This window comes from Spirochaetota bacterium, assembly GCA_034190085.1.
Taxonomy (GTDB): domain Bacteria; phylum Spirochaetota; class UBA4802; order UBA4802; family JAFGDQ01; genus JAXHTS01.
Genome location: JAXHTS010000072.1, coordinates 44479 through 68504, shown reverse-complemented (window position 1 = coordinate 68504; position 24026 = coordinate 44479). Strand labels below are relative to the sequence as shown.

At 37.9% G+C, this 24026-nt stretch carries 18 protein-coding genes and 2 tRNA genes; 18 read left to right on the top strand and 2 right to left on the bottom strand.

Annotated features, from left to right (window positions below; translation table 11 throughout):
- Nucleotides 1–12: 12 nt before the first annotated feature.
- From SVZ03_14730 to ybeY, 17 genes are all read left to right on the top strand, one after another.
- Nucleotides 13–2160 (top strand): chemotaxis protein CheA, encoded by a 2148-nt coding sequence (locus tag SVZ03_14730; GenBank protein MDY6935466.1) that lies wholly within the window; start codon nt 13–15, stop codon nt 2158–2160.
- Between the two features lie 127 nt (nt 2161–2287).
- Nucleotides 2288–2542 (top strand): STAS domain-containing protein, encoded by a 255-nt coding sequence (locus SVZ03_14725; GenBank protein ID MDY6935465.1) that lies wholly within the window; start codon nt 2288–2290, stop codon nt 2540–2542.
- 15 nt (nt 2543–2557) lie between these two features.
- Nucleotides 2558–2929 (top strand): response regulator, encoded by a 372-nt coding sequence (locus tag SVZ03_14720; protein ID MDY6935464.1) that lies wholly within the window; start codon nt 2558–2560, stop codon nt 2927–2929.
- 13 nt (nt 2930–2942) lie between these two features.
- On the top strand, nt 2943–3467 hold the full coding sequence (locus SVZ03_14715; protein ID MDY6935463.1) for a chemotaxis protein CheW: 525 nt from the start codon (nt 2943–2945) through the stop codon (nt 3465–3467).
- Nucleotides 3454–4044 carry a chemotaxis protein CheD gene (locus SVZ03_14710; GenBank protein MDY6935462.1) on the top strand — a complete coding sequence of 197 codons (591 nt, stop codon included), beginning with the start codon at nt 3454–3456 and terminating at the stop codon, nt 4042–4044. Before SVZ03_14715 ends, SVZ03_14710 begins: the two co-directional genes overlap by 14 nt.
- Before the next feature lie 6 nt (nt 4045–4050).
- The gene (locus SVZ03_14705) at nt 4051–4890 is read left to right on the top strand and encodes a CheR family methyltransferase (GenBank protein ID MDY6935461.1); all 840 of its coding nucleotides are present in this window, start codon (nt 4051–4053) and stop codon (nt 4888–4890) included.
- Nucleotides 4890–5447 (top strand): chemotaxis protein CheD, encoded by a 558-nt coding sequence (locus tag SVZ03_14700; GenBank protein MDY6935460.1) that lies wholly within the window; start codon nt 4890–4892, stop codon nt 5445–5447. Before SVZ03_14705 ends, SVZ03_14700 begins: the two co-directional genes overlap by 1 nt.
- Nucleotides 5444–6535, top strand: a complete 1092-nt coding sequence (locus SVZ03_14695; GenBank protein MDY6935459.1) for a chemotaxis response regulator protein-glutamate methylesterase — start codon at nt 5444–5446, stop codon at nt 6533–6535. The genes SVZ03_14700 and SVZ03_14695 overlap by 4 nt, the downstream gene beginning before the upstream one ends.
- A 281-nt stretch (nt 6536–6816) precedes the next feature.
- Nucleotides 6817–8739, top strand: coding sequence for an FAD-dependent oxidoreductase (locus SVZ03_14690; protein ID MDY6935458.1), 1923 nt, complete (start codon nt 6817–6819; stop codon nt 8737–8739).
- A 62-nt stretch (nt 8740–8801) separates the two neighbouring features.
- Nucleotides 8802–10388 carry a sodium/solute symporter gene (locus SVZ03_14685; protein MDY6935457.1) on the top strand — a complete coding sequence of 529 codons (1587 nt, stop codon included), beginning with the start codon at nt 8802–8804 and terminating at the stop codon, nt 10386–10388.
- A gap of 519 nt (nt 10389–10907) precedes the next feature.
- Nucleotides 10908–12215 (top strand): MFS transporter, encoded by a 1308-nt coding sequence (locus SVZ03_14680; protein MDY6935456.1) that lies wholly within the window; start codon nt 10908–10910, stop codon nt 12213–12215.
- A gap of 268 nt (nt 12216–12483) precedes the next feature.
- Nucleotides 12484–12556: transfer RNA gene (locus tag SVZ03_14675), tRNA-Met, on the top strand.
- Nucleotides 12557–12567: 11 nt separating this feature from the next.
- Nucleotides 12568–12641, top strand: a tRNA-Met gene (locus SVZ03_14670).
- Nucleotides 12642–13166: 525 nt separating this feature from the next.
- A complete protein-coding gene (aspS, locus tag SVZ03_14665) occupies nt 13167–14942 on the top strand; it encodes an aspartate--tRNA ligase (protein ID MDY6935455.1) in 1776 nt (591 codons plus the stop codon).
- Between the two features lie 4 nt (nt 14943–14946).
- Entirely contained in the window at nt 14947–15909 is a 963-nt protein-coding gene (locus SVZ03_14660; GenBank protein MDY6935454.1) for a PhoH family protein, read from the top strand.
- Nucleotides 15910–15984: 75 nt separating this feature from the next.
- The gene (locus SVZ03_14655; GenBank protein ID MDY6935453.1) at nt 15985–18219 is read left to right on the top strand and encodes an HDIG domain-containing protein; all 2235 of its coding nucleotides are present in this window, start codon (nt 15985–15987) and stop codon (nt 18217–18219) included.
- Complete coding sequence (gene ybeY, locus SVZ03_14650) at nt 18209–18658, top strand: rRNA maturation RNase YbeY (GenBank protein ID MDY6935452.1); 450 nt, start codon at nt 18209–18211, stop codon at nt 18656–18658. The genes SVZ03_14655 and ybeY overlap by 11 nt, the downstream gene beginning before the upstream one ends.
- A gap of 27 nt (nt 18659–18685) precedes the next feature.
- Here ybeY and SVZ03_14645 read toward each other — a convergent pair whose 3' ends face one another.
- Together SVZ03_14645 and SVZ03_14640 are read right to left on the bottom strand one after the other, a co-directional pair.
- Entirely contained in the window at nt 18686–20440 is a 1755-nt protein-coding gene (locus SVZ03_14645; protein MDY6935451.1) for a phospho-sugar mutase, read from the bottom strand.
- Nucleotides 20437–22152, bottom strand: coding sequence for a long-chain fatty acid--CoA ligase (locus SVZ03_14640; protein MDY6935450.1), 1716 nt, complete (start codon nt 22150–22152; stop codon nt 20437–20439). The genes SVZ03_14645 and SVZ03_14640 overlap by 4 nt, the downstream gene beginning before the upstream one ends.
- A gap of 375 nt (nt 22153–22527) precedes the next feature.
- On the opposite strand from SVZ03_14640, the gene tilS reads away from it, so the two are divergent.
- The gene (gene tilS / locus SVZ03_14635; protein ID MDY6935449.1) at nt 22528–23961 is read left to right on the top strand and encodes a tRNA lysidine(34) synthetase TilS; all 1434 of its coding nucleotides are present in this window, start codon (nt 22528–22530) and stop codon (nt 23959–23961) included.
- The last annotated feature ends 65 nt before the right edge of the window (nt 23962–24026 follow it).

The window sequence follows — 24026 nt, the reverse complement described above, 5'->3', positions numbered from 1 at the left end:
GGAGATGTAAATATGTCTGAACCTGCATTAGTGGATATCTTTAAACAGGAAGCAGAGGAGATTCTTAAAGAACTTGAAACTGATATTGTCAAACTTGAGGAGGAAAATGACCCTGAGATAGTGAATAGGGTATTCAGGTATGTGCATACCCTGAAGGGGAGTTCAGGCATTGCCGGACTTACTGAGATTAGTGATTTCACTCATAAGGTTGAAGGCCTGCTTGATAGGGTAAGGGATGGCAAACTTGAAATAGGGAAAAGACTAATTGATATACTGCTGGGTAGTATTGATTGGATCAGGTTGAGTATGTTTGAGGATCAGCAAGGTCTGGACATGGATGTGATGCGTGGTAATATTCTTAATAGTATTTCAGAATATGATGTTGATGTGCATGGTACATTAAAGAGGGTAGATTCAGCGGATGATTCTACACTGGTAGGAGAAGTTGTGAGAGAAGGGGGGGGTAATGATATACTGGAAAAGGATGTTGGTTATAGATATTTCATGATTAAGGCATGCTTCAAGGAGGATATATTTGAGTATGGGATCGATCCATTAATGATAATGGAAGACCTGTCTTCTCAAGGGCGAATATGTGAAGGAAGGATTAATCGAAAAAAGCTTCCGGATTTTAAGGATATGGATCCAGAGAAGTGCTATCTCCATTGGGACGTTGTGCTAAAGACCAAGCATTCTAGAGATAGGATTCAGAATGTATTTCTTTTTGTTGAAGACGATAATGAGATTTATATTGATGATGTTACCTCGATTTATGTAGATAAAGGTAGAAATGACAAAGATTTAGAAGCTAAGAGGATTGGTGAGATTCTTGTTGATAAGGGAATTGTTACAAATAGAGAACTTGATAACATTTTAACTATTCAGGATAAGAAAAATTTAAAAATTGGAGATATTGTAGTTCAGAAGGGATATGCCACTGAGAAGGATATTAAATTTGGTCTTGAAGAGCAGGAGAGGGCAAAGGCTAGGATCGATATCAGTACAGTTAGGGTGGAGACCAAAAAGCTGGATAGTCTTTTAGATCTTCTTGGAGAGATAGTTATAGGGCAGGCTTCTATAGCTAGAATCGCTGATGGTTTTGATGATGAACAGGGCTTCATATTAAAGAACGCTTTGTATGGCCTTGACAGGACTACCAGGGAGTTTCAGGAACAAATAATGTCAATTAGGATGATCCCTATTGGACCCACCTTTGAGCAGTTCAGGAGGTTTGTAAGGGATTCTGCCCAGTCCAATGGGAAGGATATACGGTTAGAGATAGAGGGAAGAGACACAGAGCTTGACAAGACGGTTATTGAGAAGATTGGTGATCCCTTGAAGCATATGATAAGAAATTCAATTGATCATGGAATTGAAATGCCAAAGGAAAGGGTGGAATGTGGCAAGAGCAGATCGGGCAAAATAATATTAAAGGCATATCATCAGGAGGGGAATGTATATATTGAGATTGCTGACGATGGCAAGGGGATAGATAAGGAGAGGGTGAGAGAAAAGGCAGAGATGAAAGGTATTATAAAAAGGGGGGAGGATGTAAGTGATGAAAGGATTCTATCCTGTCTCTTTATGCCCGGTTTCTCTACCGCTGAAAGGGTGGGCGAACTATCCGGAAGAGGCGTTGGCATGGATGTGGTGAAGACAAATATTGAGGAATTGAGGGGTACTGTAGAGATTGAGACCGAAAAGGGTATGGGCACAATATTTAGAATTAAACTTCCACTGACTTTAGCTATAATTGAAGGAATGCTTGTAAGGGTTGGAAGGAGTATATATATCATCCCTCTGCTATCGATTGTGGAATCTTTACAACCAAGCAGAGAGGCGGTTGAGACGGTAGAGGGCAAGGGGGAGGTGATTTATGTAAGGGGTGAGTATGTTATGCTTTTGAGATTATATGATCTCTTTGGTATTGAACCTGAATACAGGAATCCATGGGAATCCCTGGTTGTCATTGTTGAATCAGGTGGTGTGCTGCTTGGTCTCATGATCGACGATCTTATTGGTCAACAGCAGATAGTGATAAAGAGTCTGGACAACTATATTACAAAGAGTCGCGCAGTGTCAGGCGCTTCTATTCTTGGGGATGGTACAGTTTCATTGATATTGGATATTCATGGATTGATTGGGGAGATCGCTAGGTGACTTCAGCGTGTGGATTTATGTCGGAATAATAATATTAACAGAATATATCATGGATAATATATATTGATGCTTATGAGATATATTTAACGATCAAAAATACAATTATTCATTTGTCAGGTGGTTGATTATGAGAGTGATTGAATTATCAGAAGAGATTGGTATAAAGAGAATCAGGGAATTCTATTCACAATTATCGGATGTATTGAGTAAGGAATCAGAGATTACATTGGATTTTTCAAGAGTCGTAAGAGTTGATCTTTCCGTAGTGCAGGTGATCATGGCGGCTCTTAGAGAGTCACGAAAGTCCGAGAAAAAGATAATGCTAAAATCCCTTTCAAGGGATGTCAAGAAGCAGTTTCAATTATCAGGAATGATGAAGTAATTATTGGAGGCGCATATGAAATATATAATGACAATAGATGATTCCTTAACTATTCGAACAAGTGTTGATTTTGCATTGAAGGGTCTTGGCCATGCTGTTAAGCAGGCAGAGAATGGTGCTGATGCCCTTGAAAAGATCAATGAGTTAAAGAGTAATGGCGATGATGTCTCTTTGTGCATAGTGGATGTTAATATGCCTATAATGGATGGGATCACTTTTGTTAAGGAGTTTAGAAAATTAGACAAGTTCACACCAGTTCTTGTATTAACGACAGAGTCAGAAGGGAGTAAGATCCAGGAGGGAAAGCAGGCAGGCGCATCGGGTTGGCTTGTCAAACCCTTTAAGTCAGATGAACTTATAGGCGTCGTTCAGAAATTAATTAGATAAGGAGTGTGACATTATGGATAATTTAACACAAACTTTGACAAGGAAAGAAACTGAGGTCGTAGAGGAAGGCGAACAGCATGTTACATTTACCATTGGAGGGGAGACATATGGAGTTGAGGTGTTGAAGGTGCAGGAGATAATCGGAATGACTGATATCACTCATGTCCCAAACACTTTAGAATTCATGAGGGGGGTTATTAATCTAAGAGGATCTGTGGTTCCTGTAGTGGATATGAGAGCCAAGTTTAAGATGGAAGGACGCGAGTATGACAGTTTTACTGTCATAATAATTGTTGAAGTGAAGGAGAGGCTGATTGGGATGATCGTTGATTCAGTATCTGATGTGATCAGCATTCCCCTTTCTAGTATTCAGGACACACCTCATTTCAGCTCCAGAATTGAGACTGATTTTATTAGCGGTATTGGACAGATTGGGGAGAAGTTAGTAATAATTTTGGATGTAGATAGGATATTAAGCGAAGAGGATTTCGAGGTTTTAGAAAATAAGGAAAACAAGTTGTCCAATGATAAAGAGTGAGACAAATATATATGGACTCCCGCTTTACATTCTTTATCCTGGAGATTATTATGCAAGTGAAGAGAGTTGCATTATTGAGACAATAACAGGCGCCTGTGTCGTTGTCTGCTTGTTCGATTATATTCATAGTATTGGAGGTATGGGTCACTTCATCGTGCCAGGCACAATCGGCACTGAGGGGATAATAGCGGATGAGATCGCGAAACAGGGAATACTCAGCATGGAATTTCTAATGGCTGAGATTGTTAAGTTAGGGGGTGATAGGCGTTATGTCAGGGCAAAGCTTTTTGGCGCAGGATACATAACCTCAAGTATTCCGGAGATGGGTGGCATAGTGGACAGTAATATAAGGTTTATGCATGAATATTTTAGCATGGAAAGGATCGAGGTTGAGACTGAGGATCTTGGAGGAAATTATAGGAGAAAGATAATGTATCTGCCATTAAAGGGACAGGCATATCGAAAACTATTAACAAATAATAATGAAGCCTCAGAGTTTATGAAATTGGAGAAGGAATATATAGACAACAAGTTTAATAATAAGGAACGGTACGGAAAGCTAATCCTCTTTGAGTGAGAGAATATGAATAATACTATATTGGGCACATGGAATCTCAAGGATGAAGAGTTTGAGTTATTCAGGGATTTGATATACAGAGAAGCCGGGATAAATCTGACAGAGGTCAAAAAGGCTCTGGTTCAGTCCAGGTTGATGAAGAGATTGAGATTATTAAAGCTTAATGATTATCAAGAGTATTTTAATTTTTTGCTAAACAATTATGAAGAAGAGAAGATCAATCTCATTAACTGCATCACAACAAACAAGACAAATTTTTATAGAGAACCAAAGCATTTTGATTTTATAAGAGATGTGGCTCTTCCAAAATTCGAGAAAAATAACAAGGGAAGGATAAGGATTTGGAGTGCAGGTTGCTCAACAGGGGAGGAACCATATACCATCGCTATAACAGTATATGAATACTTTAAGGGGCGAAAAATGCCGGATGTTAAAATTCTGGCCACTGATATAGATACAGAGGTGTTAAAGAAGGGGGAACTAGGAATCTATAAGTCTGATGTCTTGAACGATGTTGATAGTACTATTCTTAAGAAATATTTTCTAAAGGGCAGGAATGAAAATGAGGGGCATTATAGGGTAATGGATAAATTAAAAGATATAGTCTACTTTAGAAGACTGAATCTGCTCGATAAGGTTTTTCCTATGAGAGGAAAGTTCGATATTATATTTTGCAGAAATGTGGTAATTTATTTTGATCAGGAAACTCGTAAAGATTTAATTTCAAGATTTATCAGATATTTGAATGGTGATGGTTATTTTTTTGCAGGTCATTCAGAGACATTAACAGGTGTAACGGATCAATTACACTTGATAGGTCATACAATCTATGGGAAAGCAGATTAATGTATATAAGAAAAGCTAAAAAATATGGGAAGAATATTAAAATAATTCATCCTGGCGAGCTGTATGTCTCTTCGGAGGATGAGTTAATTGGAACCCTTTTAGGATCATGTGTCTCTGTGTGTCTTTATGATGCAAAAAGAGAAATTTCTGGAATGAATCACTTTATGCTTCCTGGTAGAATCTCAAGCACGGATATTTTTGAGGATAAATCAGCAAGATATGGGATAACCGCAATAAATGAACTCTTTTCTCAAATGGAGAAGGCCGGGTCCTCAAAGCGAGATCTAATAGGAAAAATATTTGGGGGTGGGCATGTCCTTGATGTTGAGAATTCGATAATGAGTATACCCTTGGATAATATAAGACTAGCTAAGATTATGGTTGAAATAGAGGACGTCCCAATTGTTGAGATAGAGGTTGGGGATAACTATACCAGAAAGTTGTTGATGGATGTTCGGAGCGGAAAGGTATATCTTAAAAAAACCACTAAGAGAGATATTTTTGAAAGGGTAGTTCAAGATGAGAGAAATTACATAAGGAGCAGATACGGAAAATGATGAATAAAATAAAAGTATTGGTAATTGATGATTCTGCTGTAACGAGGAATTTACTCAAGAATACACTCTCAAAATCAAGGGATATTGAAGTGGTCGGATCGGCTATAGATCCAATAATAGCTGTAAATAAGATAAAGCGGTTAAACCCTGATATACTAACATTGGATATTGAGATGCCTCGAATGGATGGCCTTACTTTTTTATCCAAGCTTATGGTTTCTCGCCCAATGCCAGTGATAATGGTAAGTTCGCTAACCGAAAATGGGGCGAAAGAGACGATTAAGGCTTTGGAGCTGGGAGCGGTTGATTTTGTATTAAAACCAAAGCTTGATGACGAAGAGTGTTGGAATAGCTTTTCAGATGAGCTTATTGAAAAGGTTATTGCTGCCAGTGGCGCTAAAATAAAGAGAAGGATCGGAAAAACCCTTGATGGTGATGTAGATGGGATCAAGATAGAAGAGAAGTATTCTGCTGATGCGGTAATATCCAAAAAGAGATCAATTGAAAGAATGCAAAGAAGTGATAGTATAATCGCTATTGGCGCTTCCACAGGCGGAACTGAGGTTATTGCAGAGATTATAACCAATCTTCAGGATGATGTACCAGGGATTGTTATCGCCCAGCATATGCCTGAAAAGTTTACATTGGCCTTTGCAAATAGGATAAATGGTGTATCAAAACTGTATGTTAAGGAAGCAGAACATGGAGATAGGGTATATAAGGGAGTAGCGCTAATTGCCCCTGGCAACCGTCATATGATACTCAAGAGTGATGTTCAGGGCTATTGGGTCGAGATAAACGATGGTCTTCCTGTAAACAGGCATAAGCCTTCAGTGGATGTGCTTTTTCGTTCAGTTGCGAATATAGCTTCACGTTACTCGCTCGGAATCCTTCTTACCGGTATGGGGGCTGATGGGGCACAGGGCCTTTTGGAGATACGGGATGCAGGAATAAAAACAATCGCCCAGGATGAGGCATCATGCGTAGTCTTCGGTATGCCAGCCGAGGCCATTAGACTTGGCGCTGCTGATATGGTTATGAATGTTGATGGGATAACAAGGCATATAAGTGAATTGGCAGTTGCATAGAATATAACCGCCTATAACACCACAGAATTATTAATTATTTTCGTAAGGGAAATCACACCGCTAAATGAAAAAATCCACACCTTCAATTACCGGCAGACCTTTTTATTAATGATCATGTTATGATGTGACATATGCCTTTAGGATTAATAGGTATCCCATTGTCAAATATCTCCATTTCTAGTTGACATTAGCAATTATCTCTATATCGTTTATGTTTTAGATCCCATGAGGTGCCATTTTTTGTAATAGTAATATTTTTATCGAGGAATTAAAGTGTCATTATGAGAGATAGAAGATTAGATCCCCTTTTTGAGCCTCTTAAGATGCCAAACCTACTGTTGAAGAATAGGTTATATATGGCACCTATGGGGACAGGATATAATTTGGATCGCATGACGGATTTTCTGGTTGCCCGTGCAAAGGGTGGTGTGGGTCTAATTACTACAGGGGAGGCTTCTATCCATCCCAGCGGCAGGGCTGGTGTGAGGGATGAATTGTTGATTGAGACCGATGATGATATTAAACCGTTATCCATGTTAGTCGAATCTGTTCATCGTTGCGGTGCAAAGATCGTTCTGCAGCTAAATCATGCTGGCCGTTATTCTCCAGGTGTATTGCTTGGCAGACAGTCTGTAGCTCCATCTCCCATTATGTCCGGATATACTGGAGAAACACCCAGAGAGCTTGCTACTGAGGAAGTGGATGATTTGATCATAATCTTTGCAGAAGCCGCCCTTCGCGCACGAAGGGCTGGATTTGATGGGATAGAACTTATGGGTAGTTCAGGCTATCTTATAAGTCAATTTCTATCCCCTTTGACTAATAAGAGGAAGGATAAGTATGGGGGAGATACGCTGGCAAGGGCGAGCTTTCTACTCTCTATCCTTAGAGAATCAAGGGCTAGGGTTGGGGATGATTTCAATATATGTGTCAAATTCGATGCGGATGACGGGATGCAGGGTGGACGGAATATTGAGGATTCATTACAAATAGTTCCACATATTGTTGCATCCGGAGCTGATAGATTGCACGTTTGGGCTGGATGGCATGAATCATCTAGGCCAATGCTTCCAATGTCTGTTTCACCCGCCGCCTTCTCCTATATGGCGGCTGCAATTAAGGGAGTGGTGGATATTCCAATATCCACGGTTGGAAGAATAAATGATCCCTTTGTCGCTGCTGAAATTCTTGTAAGGGGCGAGGCTGACTTGATAGGGCTGGGAAGAGCCCTTTTGTGTGATCCGGATTTTGTCCAGAAGACCTGGGATGGTCGTGACGATGAGATAAGGCGTTGCACGGCATGCTGTTATTGCTTTGATCAACTTGTTCAATCCCTTCGCGGTGAAAGAACAGAGGTTATGTGTGGGTTGAATCCTGAATCTGGTAGGGAGGGGGAGGGTTTGATTAGATCAACTAAAAGGCCAAAGCGATTGATTATTGTTGGGGGAGGTCCTGCTGGCATGGAGACTGCTCGCATAGCTGCTACGCGTGGACATTTTGTGACAATATACGAAAAGGATACAAAATTGGGGGGGATGTTGAATCTGTCATTTATACCACCACATAAAGGTGAGTTGAGGAGTATAATAGATTATTATACCCTGCAAATGGATCGGTTACAGGTAAGAATAAAGCTCGGAACGCCCTTTACCATTAAAGAATTAAACCAAGCTAATCCTGATGTTGTTATCCTTGCTACTGGGGCTAGGTCAATAATTCCAGATATTCCAGGTATTAGGGATCATAAGGTATTGACTGCGCTTGATGCGTTGAGAGGGAATAGCATTGAAGGTAAAAGGGTACTAGTTATTGGGGGTGGTATGATTGGTTTGGAGACTGCTGAATTTTTAGCTGAAAATGGCAAGGAGGTGACAATTATCGAAATTTCTACTCTTGCCAGAGATGTTGGACCAACCAATAGGGGGGTGATGATATCGAGATTGCGTAGGAAGGTCAGAATCCTTACCCATACTGAGGTTGTAGAAATAGAGGGGGATGGCGTAATAGCTCTGGTGCGGAACAATAAAAAGGAGAAGATAATGACAGATGCCATTCTCATCGCATCAGGTCTGGAAAGCCGTGATGAATTGGGTAAAATTATCAGCACGAAAGGTGTAGAATCTTATTCTGTCGGCTCTTGTCGAGAGCCTGGGCAAATAGCTCAGGTTATTGCTGACGGATTTAATTTGGGTTGCATAATATAGTAGATGCAATCCTTACTACATGAACAGATATATACATAATAACAAAGGGGAACAGCTAAATTATGACCCTTATTGATTGGGGGATTATTATCATTTATATTTTAGGATTGATCTTCCTTGGATGGTATTTAGGCAGGTCACAGACTGGATTGAAGGATTATTTTTTGGGTTCAAAGAATCTTTCTTGGTGGTCTGTCGGCTTTTCCACCATGGCAACTCAACTTGGCGCAATTAGCTTTATATCTGCTCCCGCATTTGTAGGATTAAGGCCCGGGGGAGGCCTTATTTGGCTTGGTTATGAATTCGCGGTACCCTTTGCTATGATTATCCTTATATGGAAGGTGATACCTCTATTCCATAAATTTGGATTAATAAGTATCTATGAGTATCTTGAGATTAGATTCGATGACAGGATAGTACGTTCATTTGTAAGCATTGTTTTCCTCATAAGCAGGGGACTTGCAACTGGTGTGACTATTTATGCAACTGCAATAGTAATATCAGTGATGTTAAAGATTCCGATTACATATACAATATTCATAATAGGAGCGGTTTCGATAATCTATGATTATATGGGCGGCATTAAGGCGGTTGTAATCTCAGATGTGATACAGATGCTTCTCATCTTTGTAGGAATAATAATATGCGTGATTTTTGGTTTAAATTATATTGGAGGTTGGAAAGCAATCTTCCAATACATTTCCACAGATAGGCTTATTGCCATTGATTTTAATGAGTTTGGTTTTCATGAAGACGGCACTTTCGGATTTCTTCCACTCTTCATTGGTGGATTCTTCCTCTATACATCATATTATGGATTCGATCAGAGCCAGGTGCAGAGGGAAATTTCTGCACGTTCGTTGCTTGATTCTAGAATATCTCTAATATTCAACTCAATCGGACGATATCCGGTGGTGCTCAGTTATTGCATTGTCGGATTGATAATAGGTGCCTTCGCTTTATCCAATAATGAATTCATGAGCCTCATTCCAAAAGGCAAGGTGGATTATATGGTTCCAGTATTTGTTGTACATTATCTACCTGCTGGCGTGTCCGGAATTATTATTGTGGCAATTCTTGCAGCAAGCATGTCATCACTTGATTCCGCATTAAATTCTCTCAGCGCATCAACAATCGAGGATATCCTAAAACCGACCATCCTAAAAAAATTGAGTGAGCATGAAATGTTTAGGGCATCAAAACTTACAACCCTTTTCTGGGGATTTTTCTGCACTGGATTTGCATTTATCACTGAAGGTATTTCCAAAACAGTTATTGAGTCAATTAACATGATAGGTTCCATATTTTATGGACCTATTGCTGCTGTTTTTATTCTGGGAATGTTTATACAAAGGGCCTCTTCACGAGATGTAATACTCGGTGGGATTATGGGCGTATGTATAAATGTCTTTTTATCAACTGGCATTATAAAGATATCATGGTTATGGTGGAATGCGATCGGATTTATTATAACCTTTGGAACGGGTTTGGTATTAGCATTGTTCAATAGGAGTTGTTATAGGTTTGACGAAGCGTTAAGAATATCAGATAAGCATTGTAAACCTTGGCTAATCGTCTATGGTTTATTGATCGCTTATGGGGTGATGATAATTATACTCTCTAGCCATCTTGAAGATATAATTTATTAGTAAACATATCAACACAAGCATCCTTTATTGAAGTATAATGATTTTAAGACGCTTTACCAATAATGGTTGGGGGGAGAGTAAATGCAGGATATTAGCATAGAATATTAATCTTAACTACTAAACCAACAACAAATGAATGTTGTTGGCATAATTATTACTTTAGAGAGTTATACCTGATATTATTAGTAAGGAAATTACCATAATGAATAGGAATATTATTCTGATAGTCTCATTATTAAAATATTTTTGAAACAAATTGCACCTCATTTCTTTAGTTTTCAGTATTTACATCGAATGGATGATGCGGATTCTTGAACAAATTTTATATAATTATTACTCAAACGTAAATAAGCAAGTATTTTTTTATATTTTCAAGCAGTATTGAGATTATTTCATACTAGGTTGGCTATTGATAATATAAATATTTGCATATTTTTAGCTGTTTTTTGCATTGATGATCCCTATTTTGCAAGGAATGTATGAGATAGTAATGTGGATTTAGATTTGGAGGGTTGATTAATGTTGAAGAAAATAATAAAGGCTAACTTTTATGGCTGGATAAATGTGTCTCTTCTTTTTGTTATCTATGGGACAGCCATGGGCATAGTCTTTTACGGTTTTACTGTAATATTCCCGGTAATGATAAAGACTCAGGGATGGGGTCGTGGAGATGCTTCACTCGCCCATACCATTCGAGGTATTATTGTTGGTTTACTGGCTCCAATGGTTGCATTAACGATCAACCGATATGGAACTAGACTCACAATGTCAATTGGCCTTGGTATTATGACAGTGTCGATGTTGTTGCTGGGTCTGTTTGCCAGTCAACTTTGGCATTGGATTTTTCTTTGGGGCATTATAATGCCATTTGCCTTTGCCTTTTCTGGAATAATACCGATACAGACCACAATTATGTTTTGGTTTAATGTCAAGAGGGCTACTGTTTTGGGTATAGTTCTAACCGGTGCAGCAGTTGCAGGATTTATCATCACTCCATTACTAACATGGATAATGCAGATGGCTGGATCATGGGAATTGGGGTGGTTGATTATTGGTATTTTCTCGCTTATTGCTCTAATAGCCTCATATTGGATTATAGGGAAACCCTCCGACATTGGTCAACACATTGATGGCATTAACTCGGATGATAACAGAACAGTAACTGGATCTGGTGTGTTAAAATCTGCTAAAACTTTTCGAACGTCAGTTTCCTGGACTTTAAAAGAGACTTTACATACATGGGCTTTGTACTTGACAATGTTGGTCATGCTTGCTCAACTTTGGTCCCTGTATATAGTAACCGTTCATGGAGTATTGCACCTAACGGATGTAGGGTTTTCTGCATTGCAAGCATCCTCTATCATCAGCATCATTATTTTAAGCAGTGGTGTGGCTCGTTTCCCCATGGGGATTGCAGGGGACAGAATTGAGCCTCACTGGATTTTATCAGCGGCTATGGGGATAATGGCATTATCATTATTCGGTATTTGGAAAGCCCCTTTAAACATCTCTGCCATGCTTGTGATTGGTTCGATTTATGGATTTGCCTTTGGCACAACTGTTGTTATGCTTCCGGCCATGATCGGCAACTACTTTGGTCCCTCATCCTTTGCCAGCATCAATGGATTTATTCAACCCTTTCTAATCGGTCTGGGGGCGCCTGTGCCTGTGCTAGCCGGTTACATTGCTGATAAATACGGGAATTACGATCTTGCGTTTATAGGGGTGCTTATAATGTTACTGTTTGGGGCTGTATGCGCTTCTCTAGCATCACCTCCTCATAAATCTGATTTAGAGAAGGCTCCTCATATCGTTTTAAAAGCTTAAATACTCTATTTGTCTTTTGAGAATTACGATTTACTATTATTATATTTCTCATGCGTGTTTGGGGTGATATTGAATTTACTCAAAGGTAGATGCTATCTGTTTACTACTTAACTTTAGAACTTGATTTATATTATTCTCATGATGAATCATTTATTCTTTAAAATGAGAAACTCATGTATGAATAGCATTTTATGAGACAAAAAATTGTATTGATATGCTGGAAAATTAGTTGACAGTTTATTTTCATTATAATAGTGCTCTTAATGACCGCGCGGTGGAGCAGCTGGTAGCTCGTTGGGCTCATAACCCAAAGGTCGCAGGTTCAAATCCTGCCCGCGCTAATTTGAAATTTGGCGGAGTAGCTCAGTTGGTTAGAGCACACGGCTCATATCCGTGGTGTGGGGGGTTCGAGTCCCTCCTCCGCTAACAATACACATCATAATAAGTATAAAAATTCTCTCCTGTTGTATAATGTTCATTAAAATATAAATAAGTATAATATGATAGAATATTATTCTAATCCGAATATTCCCAACCCGTTTTTGCGCTTGACAAGATTATTCAACATCAATATTTAAACCTTCAATGAAATGGCGCATTCTTCATCGCAAATATTATTTGAAGATTTATTAGATTTGAGATATAATTCATCCATTATCAATTACTTATCCTTAAGCCTTTTTTTAGATACACCGAAATTAGGCAATATTATGCTTAATTGTTTTTAATTTAAGGATTTAGCTAATATATCAATAGAAGTTGTGCCTTATCACAAAAATGGAATCGTACTTTTAAGTACAATTGTAATTGAGTAGGTTAAAAGGTATATCGAATATAGATGTTAAGTTGAATGGCTCCATCTTCACTCTTATGGGGTGATAGTGGAGCCATTCCTTCTCATTGAACTATTTAATTTAATTATATTAATATCAAAGGTTGGGAAGCAAAAGAATGTTGAAAGAGAGATCCTATTGTGGAGAGTTGTCAATCTTAGATATTGGCAAGAGAGTGCTTCTTTGTGGATGGGTGGCGATGAAGAGAGATCTGGGAGGGATTATATTTATTCAACTTCGAGATGTGACAGGCATTATTCAGGTTTTGATTGATTCTTCCAATTCATCAGACATGTTTAGCATAGCTGAAGAGATTAAAAGTGAATACTGTATACTTGCAAGGGGGCTAGTTCGAAGAAGATTCGAGGATAACATCAATCCAGATTTAGTCACAGGGGAATTAGAGATTGTGGTTGATCACATTGAGATTTTAAATACATCCAATACCCCCCCAATTCCTCTAGAATTTAAGGTGTCAGTTAGCGAAGATATGAGGTTGAGGTATAGGTACCTGGATTTACGCAGGGAAGATATGAGGGAGGCTATAATAAAAAGGCATATATTGATGCAGAGCGTCAGAAAATATTTATCTCAGAACAGGTTTCTTGAGATTGAGACACCGATACTTAACAAATCAACCCCAGAGGGGGCAAGAGATTTTCTTGTTCCCAGTAGAATAAATAAGGGGATGTTTTATGCCCTTCCTCAGTCTCCCCAACTCTTTAAACAGATTTTAATGGTTTCCGGCTTTGACAGATATTTTCAGATTACCAAATGTTTTAGGGATGAGGATCTTCGTTATGACAGGCAACCGGAGTTTACCCAGATAGATATTGAGATGTCCTTTATTGTACCTGATGATATTATTGAGATAATTGAGGAATTATTGAGGGATATGGTCAAGGATGTTATAGGCAAGGAGATAAAGATTCCATTTCAGAGGATAAGCTATGATAACGCAATAGCAAGATTCGGCACTGATGCCCCTGATATGAGATTTGATATTGAGCTTATTGATTGCAGTGATATTTTTCAGAATACTGAGTTTAAGGTTTTTGAATCCGCCTTGTCAGGAGGAGGAATTGTCAAGGGTATTGCAATCTCAGATCAGGGGAAGATATCCAGAAAAACTATCGAAGAATATACAGAGTATGTTAGGGCTTTTAAGGCAAAGGGCCTTCCATGGATAAGATGTAAGGATGGTTCTTTTGTTGGTGGAATTTCGAAGTTTATTAACGAAGAGCAACGGGTTATCTTAATTGAAAGGTTTAATATTCAAGGGAATACAATAGTGTTCTTCTCTTCCGATTCTCAAATTATTGTCAATGATACCCTCGCTAACCTACGAAAAAGAATAGCAGATGATCTTGATTTAATTAATAAGGATGAGTTAAATTTTTTATGGGTAACTGATTTTCCACTTTTGGAATATAATAATGATGAAAAGAGATTTTTTGCTAAACATCACCCCTTTACCTCTCCAATGCCAGCGCATATAGATTTACTGGATAGTATTAATCCTGATAATGTAGAGAGAGTAAAGTCTCAGGCATATGATATTGTATTGAATGGTGTTGAGATAGGAGGAGGTTCGATTAGGATAAGTAACATCGAATTACAAAAGAAGATGTTCTCTATTCTTGGAATACCTGAAGAGGAGTATAAACAAAAGTTTTCATTTCTAATCGAGGCGCTTGGTTATGGAGCTCCTCCGCATGGAGGTATAGCCCTTGGATTAGACAGGATATTGATGCTACTAATTAATAGAGACTCAATTAGGGATGTTATTCCTTTTCCGAAGACTCATAGGGGACAATGCCTTATGAGTGAGGCCCCGGCACATGTATCTTTAGAGCAACTAAAAGAATTAGGCATAAGGGTGGTGGAAAGATAAAATTATGGAGAACAAGTTTGAGATAGATGATACCTCTCTTTATAAGAGGATTTGTGGTGTCAAGGATATCAATATTAAAATAATTGAGGATATATTAAAGGTTGGTATAATACCAAGAGGGAACATACTGATTATAAGCGATCAAAACGGAAATGCTGATAAGGCATTAAGGCTTCTCCATTTGATGGGAGACTATTTACATTTAAATGACGATAAATATGAATTTGATGAGTTTGACATTAAGTATTTAGCGACCCTAGTCGCTTCTGGGAAAAGTGTAGACATCAATGAGATTAAAAGATTAAAAATAACAATACCTGAAGCCAGCAAGACGATTGTTCCAAGAACAATTAATCAGGCTCATTATATTTCATCAATTCATAAAACACCAATAACCATCGCTTATGGACCGGCTGGTACAGGTAAAACCTATTTGGCTGTTGCGGTCGCTCTTTTATATTTTATTTCTGGACGAATGAAGAGGATAATTCTAACTAGGCCTGCTGTTGAGGCTGGAGAGAGTCTTGGTTTTTTGCCAGGAGATTTGATACAAAAGATTAATCCTTACCTGCGGCCCCTTTACGATGCGCTTTTTGATCTTTTACCCTTTGAGAGGATTTCTAAGCTCATAGAATCAAATAGCATTGAGATCGCGCCTTTAGCATATATGCGTGGTCGAACGTTAAACGATGCCTTTGTTATATTGGATGAAGCTCAGAATACATCCACATCTCAAATGAAAATGTTTTTAACTAGACTCGGTAATAATTCGAAGATCGTAATATCAGGGGATATTACTCAGATTGATCTTGAAAAACCAAAAAACTCCGGCCTTCTACAATCAATGAAAATATTAAAAAATATTGATGAAATATCTTTTATAGAATTAACCAAAGAGGATATCTGTAGACATCCCGTTGTAGAAAAGATTGTGGAGGCATATAATAATTATGCTAAGATGGGATAATTATTGGAGAAACCCAGAAACCAATTTTATATTGTTGGTTAAATGAGAAGAGTTCTAAGGAAATACTTGAAACCAATGGTAATGAAATCTGAAATCAGACTCATCTTTATTCTGACATTAATCATTATTTTGATTTCTACCGCATTATTATCAATAAATATAATTGGCACTACATATGAATTCAGTATCGGAGATATTGCAGAGGATGATATAAGAGTGCCGGGGGATATAAAATACAGGATTGATTCTGAGACTGAAATGGAGAAGCAGAGAGTATCACAGATAGTGCCACTAGTCTTTGATAGAGATCAGTCCGTCTTCATTGAGAGGATAAAAATAGTAGAAACTCTTTTTAATTATGTCTCAACAACATTATATGAAAGCCCACCAATAGGAAGAGATGACAGAACATACCAGCTAATAGCCCTCAAATCAAAGCTACCTAAACATATGATGTATAGTGACAGGGTATTATGGGAATTATTAAAACATGAAAATCCCAAGGGATTGAGAAGAATAATAAATAGAATAATGATATACATTTTTGATGGGGGTATTTTGAGGGAGCCTTATGATAATCCCTTGAAGATAAATAATAAGAATATTTCAATCCGGACTATAAATACATCTGAAGATACAAATGAGATCTCAATGACTATTGATGATTTGAAGACAATACAGGAGATCAAAAGCAAGCTCTACAAGATATGCTATTCCATTGCTCCGAATCTTACAAGAGAACAGCTAAGGGTTGTATATAGGATCGTAAGGAAAAATCTTAAACCGAATCTTAAGTTTAATACTGAAGAGAGTAGAAGGAGAATCGATGAGAAGATTAGATCTATTAAGCCCATTTATGGCATCCTAAAAAAGGGACAAACTCTGGTTAGGGATGGAGATGTGGTTACTACAGAGATATTAACCAAGATTGAGGTGCTTAACAAACATACAGCATCAACTAATATCAGTTATATTGCAGGAACATTATTGTTACAACTGATTATAGTTCTTATTTTTGGATATTTTCTTATGGGGTTTTATCATAGGTTGATTCAAAATGCAAAGTCTCCTATAATTATATTCTCTCTTGTTCTTTTTTTTATTCTCTATACCTTTTTTATTTCCAGAATTGAAAATATTCACGATTCTAATATGATCTTTACACTTTATTTGCCCATTCCCTTTGTAACGATGATCGTTTCTATATTATGCAACATATATGTTTCTATGATAGCGGGAGTATATATGGTCTTTTTTATCTTTATTATTGGAGGCGCTTCATTCCCAATTGTAGCTTTAGCCTTTAGTTCAGCAGTCCTAGGAGTGTTTATAATTGGTGATTTCAAAAGGCGAACAGATTTTCTCAAAGGGGGTCTCCTTTTGGGTTTTATAAACTCATTAGTAATTGTAGCCCTTGGTTTAATCGAAGAATCCAGTTTTTATCCTAATATTGTGAATAATGTGGGACTCTCCTTTGCTAATGGCATTATTAATTCTATCATTGTATTGGGAATATTTCCTATTTATGAGAATCTTTTTGGGGTTACAACAAAATTTAAGCTTCTTGAACTATCTGATCTCAATGCGCCAATTTTTAAGGATATGCTTATTCGAGCCCCAGGTACTTATAATCATTCCTTATTGGTCGCAAATATGGCTGAAGCAGCATGCGATGCTATTGGAGCGAATTCACTTTTAGCAAAGGTTGGCGGATACTATCATGATATTGGTAAGATTGAGGATGCTGAGATTTATATTGAAAATATGGTGGGCAATGGACCACCTAAGGATCTTACACCCTCCAAGTATTCGAAGCTTATTATTTCTCATGTACAGAAGGGGATTGCACTCGCAGAAAAGGAGGGACTCCCTGACTCCATTATTCAATTTATTGGAGAACATCATGGAGAATCAACAATGACTTTCTTCTATCATCAAGCATTAGAAGAGGCGCAAAATTCCAGCAATTTGCCTGAGATTGATAAAGCAGAGTTCCAGTATTATGGTCCAAAACCACATTCCAGAGAAGCCGCTGTTTTAATGCTTGCGGACTCTGTAGAAGCAGCATCAAGATCACTCAAAGATCCAACAGAAATAAAACTTGAGGGGCTTGTTAAAAAGATAATCTATAATAGGCTAAATGAAGGAGAACTAGAATATTCTGATCTTACCATGTCTGAGCTTAATAAGATACAGATGGCAATAATAAAGGTATTGCATGGAATATTTCATACAAGAATTGGATACCCTGAGGTGAGGGAGATTAAGAGGATTGAGAAGAGGGTATTGAAAAGGATAAATGAGGGTTGAGATTTTTCAAGAGGGGAAGGTATCTCTTTTAGCAAATAAATTAAAAGAGAGGGATGTTAAGTATATTTTAAAGAGAATATGCAAAGAATTGAATATTTCAAATATAGATCTAACATTGATTATTACTGATAATAATTATATCCAGGGTATCAATAGTGAATATAGAAATGAAGATAAACCAACCGATGTAATAACATTCGTTTATAATGACCCTCCCTTCCCTGAGATTGGTTTGAAGGATAGATATATTGGAGATATATTCTTATCCCTTGAGATGGCAGAACAGCAAGCAGAGGAGTATAATGTCAACCTTGAGGATGAATTAAAGAGATTGCTTGTACACGGGATTTTGCACTTAGTTGGATATGATCATGAAACATCCAAGGAAGATGAAAGAAAGATGAGGGAAAGGGAAGAGGCAATTTTGGATATTATTTGAGATTTCAGGTTCAATTTTTAAATAGTATCATACCTGCTTCACTTCTTCAATGAGGCTCTTCTTGACAAGTTCAATCCTCTTCCTGAGCTCCTCTTTCATCAGCTCAATGTTTTCCTTGTCCACCTTTTCACTAACGCTGAAATAGAATTTGATTTTTGGTTCTGTGCCTGATGGCCGCATCGTGATCTTTGATCCATCTTTTAGAAAGAACTGAAGCACATTTGATTTTGGAAGTCCTTCTATCGGTTCCATCTTTCCTGATTTCAGATTTTTGATCTGGAGATTCTGTATATCAGCTATTCTTGCCACCTCAACCCCTCCAAAGGCTGATGGGGGAGAGCCTCGAAAGGTCTTCATGATGATTTTAATTCGTTCAGTCCCTTCCATCCCCTTAAGGGTGAGGGAGTGAAGGTCTTCGAGGTATAATCTATATGTCGTGTATATTTCGTTTAGAAAATCATTCAGATTGCTCTTCCTCTCTAAGAGCCAATCCGTCATCTCAGAGAAGAAGTAGCAGGCGCTTATTCCATCCTTATCCCTTACAAAATCCACGGGAAGATACCCATAACTCTCCTCTCCACCAAAAATAAACCTGCGATTCCCCTCATCATCATATTGTTTTATCTTCATAGCAATCCATTTGAAACCTGTTAGAACGTTATCTAATGAGCAGTTGAAATCCTCCGCAATATCTTTCTGCAGGTCTGTTGTAACTATTGTTTTAACGATAGATCCGTTAGTTGGTAGCTTGTTCTCAATCTTCAATCTGGTTAGCAGATAATACTCCAACATCGTGCCGATTTGATTGCCATTTATCAATTGGTAATTCCCATCTTTATCCTTAAATCCAATGCCCATTCTATCAGCATCCGGATCAGTAGCCAATATTATGTCTGCATCAATTCTTTGGGCAAGTTCTAGGGAAAGTTGAAGAGCCTCCTTCTCTTCTGGATTAGGGTATCGCACAGTAGGGAAATCCCCATCAGGCTTTGCCTGCGCTTCAACAAGTGATAGATTGTTGAAACCGAAATGAGATAGGACCTTAGGGATTATCTTATATCCGGATCCATGAAGAGGTGTATAGACAATCTTAATATTAGATTCAGCTTTTGGCCTATGAGCTACTTTTTCAAGTTTTGCAATGTAGGACTTCCTTATCTCGTCGCCAATAGTTTTTATTATCCCTGATTCCATCCCTGAATTATAGTCTATTTTTTTTATCATGGTAATAGAGTCAATCTTCTTTACTTCTTCGATTATTTCATTATCAAAGGGGGAAATCACTTGTCCACCATCCTCCCAGTATACCTTATATCCATTATATTCAGGAGGATTATGGCTGGCAGTTATTACAATGCCCGATATAGCGCTAAGCTCTCTTATGGCAAAGGAGCATAGGGGTGTCGGAGTGATCTCATCAAAGATGTACACCTTAATACCGTTCGCTGCCAATATCGCAGCTGTCTCTCTAGAAAAGGTGTCTGACATCCTTCTTGAGTCATAGGCTATTACAACACCCTTATCCCTTCCTCCTTTATGTAATATGTAATTTGCCAGGCCCTGGGTAGCAATTCCTACAGTATAGATATTCATCCTGTTTGTGCCAGCGCCGATAATACCACGAAGCCCCCCTGTGCCGAATTCAAGTATTTTATAAAACCTGTCAGACAGTTCCTTCTCATCTTTCTGTCTCAATAGCTCATCTATTTCCTCAATCGTATTAGTATCGTATGGTGGATTTGTCCATTCCCCTATACGCCTGTTAATTATATCATTCATCATTTTTTTCCCTTCTTTGGTTTGGATTTTTCCAACTCCTCTTTCCTCAATTCCTTCCTTAGTATTTTGCCTATCGTACTTTTGGGGAGTTCATCCCTGAATTCAACAAATTTTGGCACTTTGTACCTAGCAAGGTTCTCCTTGCAGTATTTAAGAATCTCCTCCTCAGAAGCAGTTTTCCCTTCCTTTAATACTATAAAAACCTTTACTGTCTCTCCCCTGTATTTATCTGGAATGCCTATTGTGCAGGCTTCCTGTACCTTTGGATGTCTAAAAAGCACTTCATCAATATCCCTTGGATAGATGTTATATCCGCTGGCTATAATCATATCTTTTTTCCTGTCAACTATGTAGAAATAGCCATCCTCATCCATTTTTGCAATATCGCCAGTATAGAGCCAGCCTTTGCGAAGTGTATTTTTTGTTTCTTCAGGTTTGTTCCAGTATCCCTTCATGACTTGAGGGCCCTTGATTATAAGTTCGCCCTGTTCATTAACAGGCATTTCCTCCTTGCCATTGTCAATGTCCACTATTTTAGATTCTGTATCCGGAAATGGGATACCAATACTCTCCTCCTTCTCAAGAGTACCCTCTCCAAAGGGATTACAATGTGTGACAGGGCTGGACTCTGTCAGCCCAAAACCCTCAACAATTTGCATATTGGTAATCTCTTCAAATTTTTTCTTTATCTCTAATGGAAGGGGGGCGCTCCCAGAGAAACATCCCTTGAGTGAGCTTAGGTCGTATTTTGATAAATCAGAATGGTTTAGCATTCCAATAAACATGGTCGGCACAAGCGGAGCAAAGGTAGGTTTATATTTTGAAATTGACTCAAGCAGGGTCTGCGGTTCTGGTCTAGGAATTAGAATTTGTGTCCAACCATTCATTATTGAGAGATTCATAACTGTGGTAAGGCCAAAAACATGAAAATATGGTAGGGCGGCTATTCCCCTCTCTTCCCCTTCGATAAATTCAGAAAACCATTTTCTACATTGCTGGGCGTTTATGCTGATGTTAGCGTGAGACAACATCACACCCTTGGATACCCCTGTTGTCCCACCTGTATACTGTAGCATCGCAATATCATCGAAGCTCAAATCAATCCTTGGAGGATTTGGAGAATATTTTTTAATAATCTCTTTAAAGGGAAAAACACTTTGCGCTTCCTTTACATCTGCTTTTAAACCCTTTCTCTTTGCAACAAGCGGGAAGAGAATGTCCTTTGGAAATGGTAGATAATCGCCTATGCTGCATGTCACAATCTGTTTCACCTTTGTTTTGGGTCTTAAATCGATCATTCTGTTTGCAAGAAGATCAATACAGACAAGTATTTGAGATTTCGAATCATTAAGCTGGTGTTCAAGTTCCCTATCGCTGTATAATGGGTTATTCATAACAATAACAGCCCCAGCCTTAAGGCCAGCATAATATGCCACAACACACTGTATCGTATTGGGCAAGAGAATTGCGACCTTATCGTCTTTTTTGATTCCCCAGTCAGCAAAAGCTGTTGCTAACCTATCCACCATATCCCTGAATTCTTTAAAGCTCAATTTATAGCCTTGGAATATCAGGGCGGTTGAATCAGGATGTCTATTTGTCATTTCCTCTAAATAGTCTATAAGAGTCTTCTTCTCATAATCATATGTCAAAGCGACATTCTTTGAATAGTGTTTTGCCCATGTTTTAGATTTATAAATGCTTTTCTTTGGCATTGCAGGGTCCTCCTGAGAATTGAAATAATTTAACGACCAGCTTGTCTAATCCAGTAAGGATGTTGTGAGTTCTTAATTAGAGGCAAAGGTGTCTGGCGATTACCTCTTGTGAGGTTAGATCAATTTATATAATCTAAGGAAATTATAGAAAAAGAGTATAGAAAAGCAATGTAAAAAACAACAAAAAATTGAGAAAAATAGCTCAGAGGGATATTTCATGAATACTATTACCTAGGGATTGAGCAAGGAGTGGTAATCCGTAACGCGATGGCACAGCGCGAAGAGTACTTGCAATCATAGGGCTTTCTTATTAGATGTAATAATATTTAGTGGATTGTAATTGCATATTACTAATAGTTTAGATAGGTTGTTAGTATGGATAGCAACAGCATATATCATAGCGTAAGAGATTTTATTGATAGAAATAACCTATTGAATAAGGGTGATCGAATTCTACTTTCCCTCTCTGCTGGAAAGGACTCTATGGCTCTTCTCGACTGTATGCTATATTTGAGGGATGATCTATATTTAGAGATAGCCATATTCCATCTGAACCATCTAATGAGAGGGGAGGAATCTGATGAGGATGAGAGATTTCTATTGAGGATAGCGGAAGAGAAGGCATTGGAGATATTTATTGAGAGGTGTAACTTTTCAAGTGAAATATTAGGAGGGGCTTCATTTGAAGGCATTGCCAGGGAAAAGAGGTATGAGATAGCTGATTTGATATGCTCTAAGCGTGGATTCCAAAAGATAGCCACCGCACATAATAGAAATGATAACATCGAAACAATTGTTATGAGAATCTTTAAGGGAACAGGAATACATGGACTTGCTGGGATCAGTGTTAAAAGGGGCAATATTATAAGGCCTATTCTTTTCCTCACACCTGAAGAAATATACCGTCATCTGAGGGATGAGGGTCTTGCATGGAGGGAAGATTCGTCGAACATTGATAATACCTATTGCAGAAATCAAATCCGTAATACTCTTCTTCCACAGATAAGTGATAGGTTTAGGGGTGCGCCAAGGGCTATTAACCATCTTAGCGAGATATCAAAGGAGTATACATCATTGATTGATGATCTAATATATGAGAAATATGGCATCCTTTACGAAGAGAGGGGGAACTGTATATATATTGACATGGATAGATATATTGATGATAAGAGATTGTTGAAATATGTCATTTCAACGGCAATTAGAGATTATCTTAATGAATACGTTCATTGGGGTATGATGGAGGAAATATACAGGAGGGCTTGCGTTAAGAGAAGCAACATGGTTCTCTATGAAAACAGAAGCATACTAGTAAAGAAAACTTTTCGTAACCACAGGAATGAAATTCTTATTTCTATAAATAGTGATTTTGATTCTGCTGTTGATCCATGGGAATACAGAATTGATTTATATGATAATATGAAAGAACGATTATATATTAAAGAGATAGATGTAGCGATCCTTGTTAAATATGTAAATTATGATTATTTTCTAAAGAATTTTAATAGAAATAACAAAATGTTCATTACATTGAATGATATTAATGATTATGTTATTATCAGGAATAGGCGCAGGGGAGATAGAATCAGATTAGAGCAGGGCACTAAAAAGATTAAGGATTTGATGATTGAGAATAAACTTGACAGTTATTCCAAGGCTATTCTTCCCCTTTTAGTTGTTAATTCAAGGATTGCCGCATATATGTCTGGGATCGTTGACAATGTTCCAAACAGGGTTTCTGTTGATTTTTGGATTAGGCATAATTCTAAAAAAATACTTGCTATACAGAAGATAGGGAACTATAAATAAGGATAGGGTAAAATTTTCGTTGCTTTTCAGTGAACATCATATCAAATTTGTCATAAGACATCATC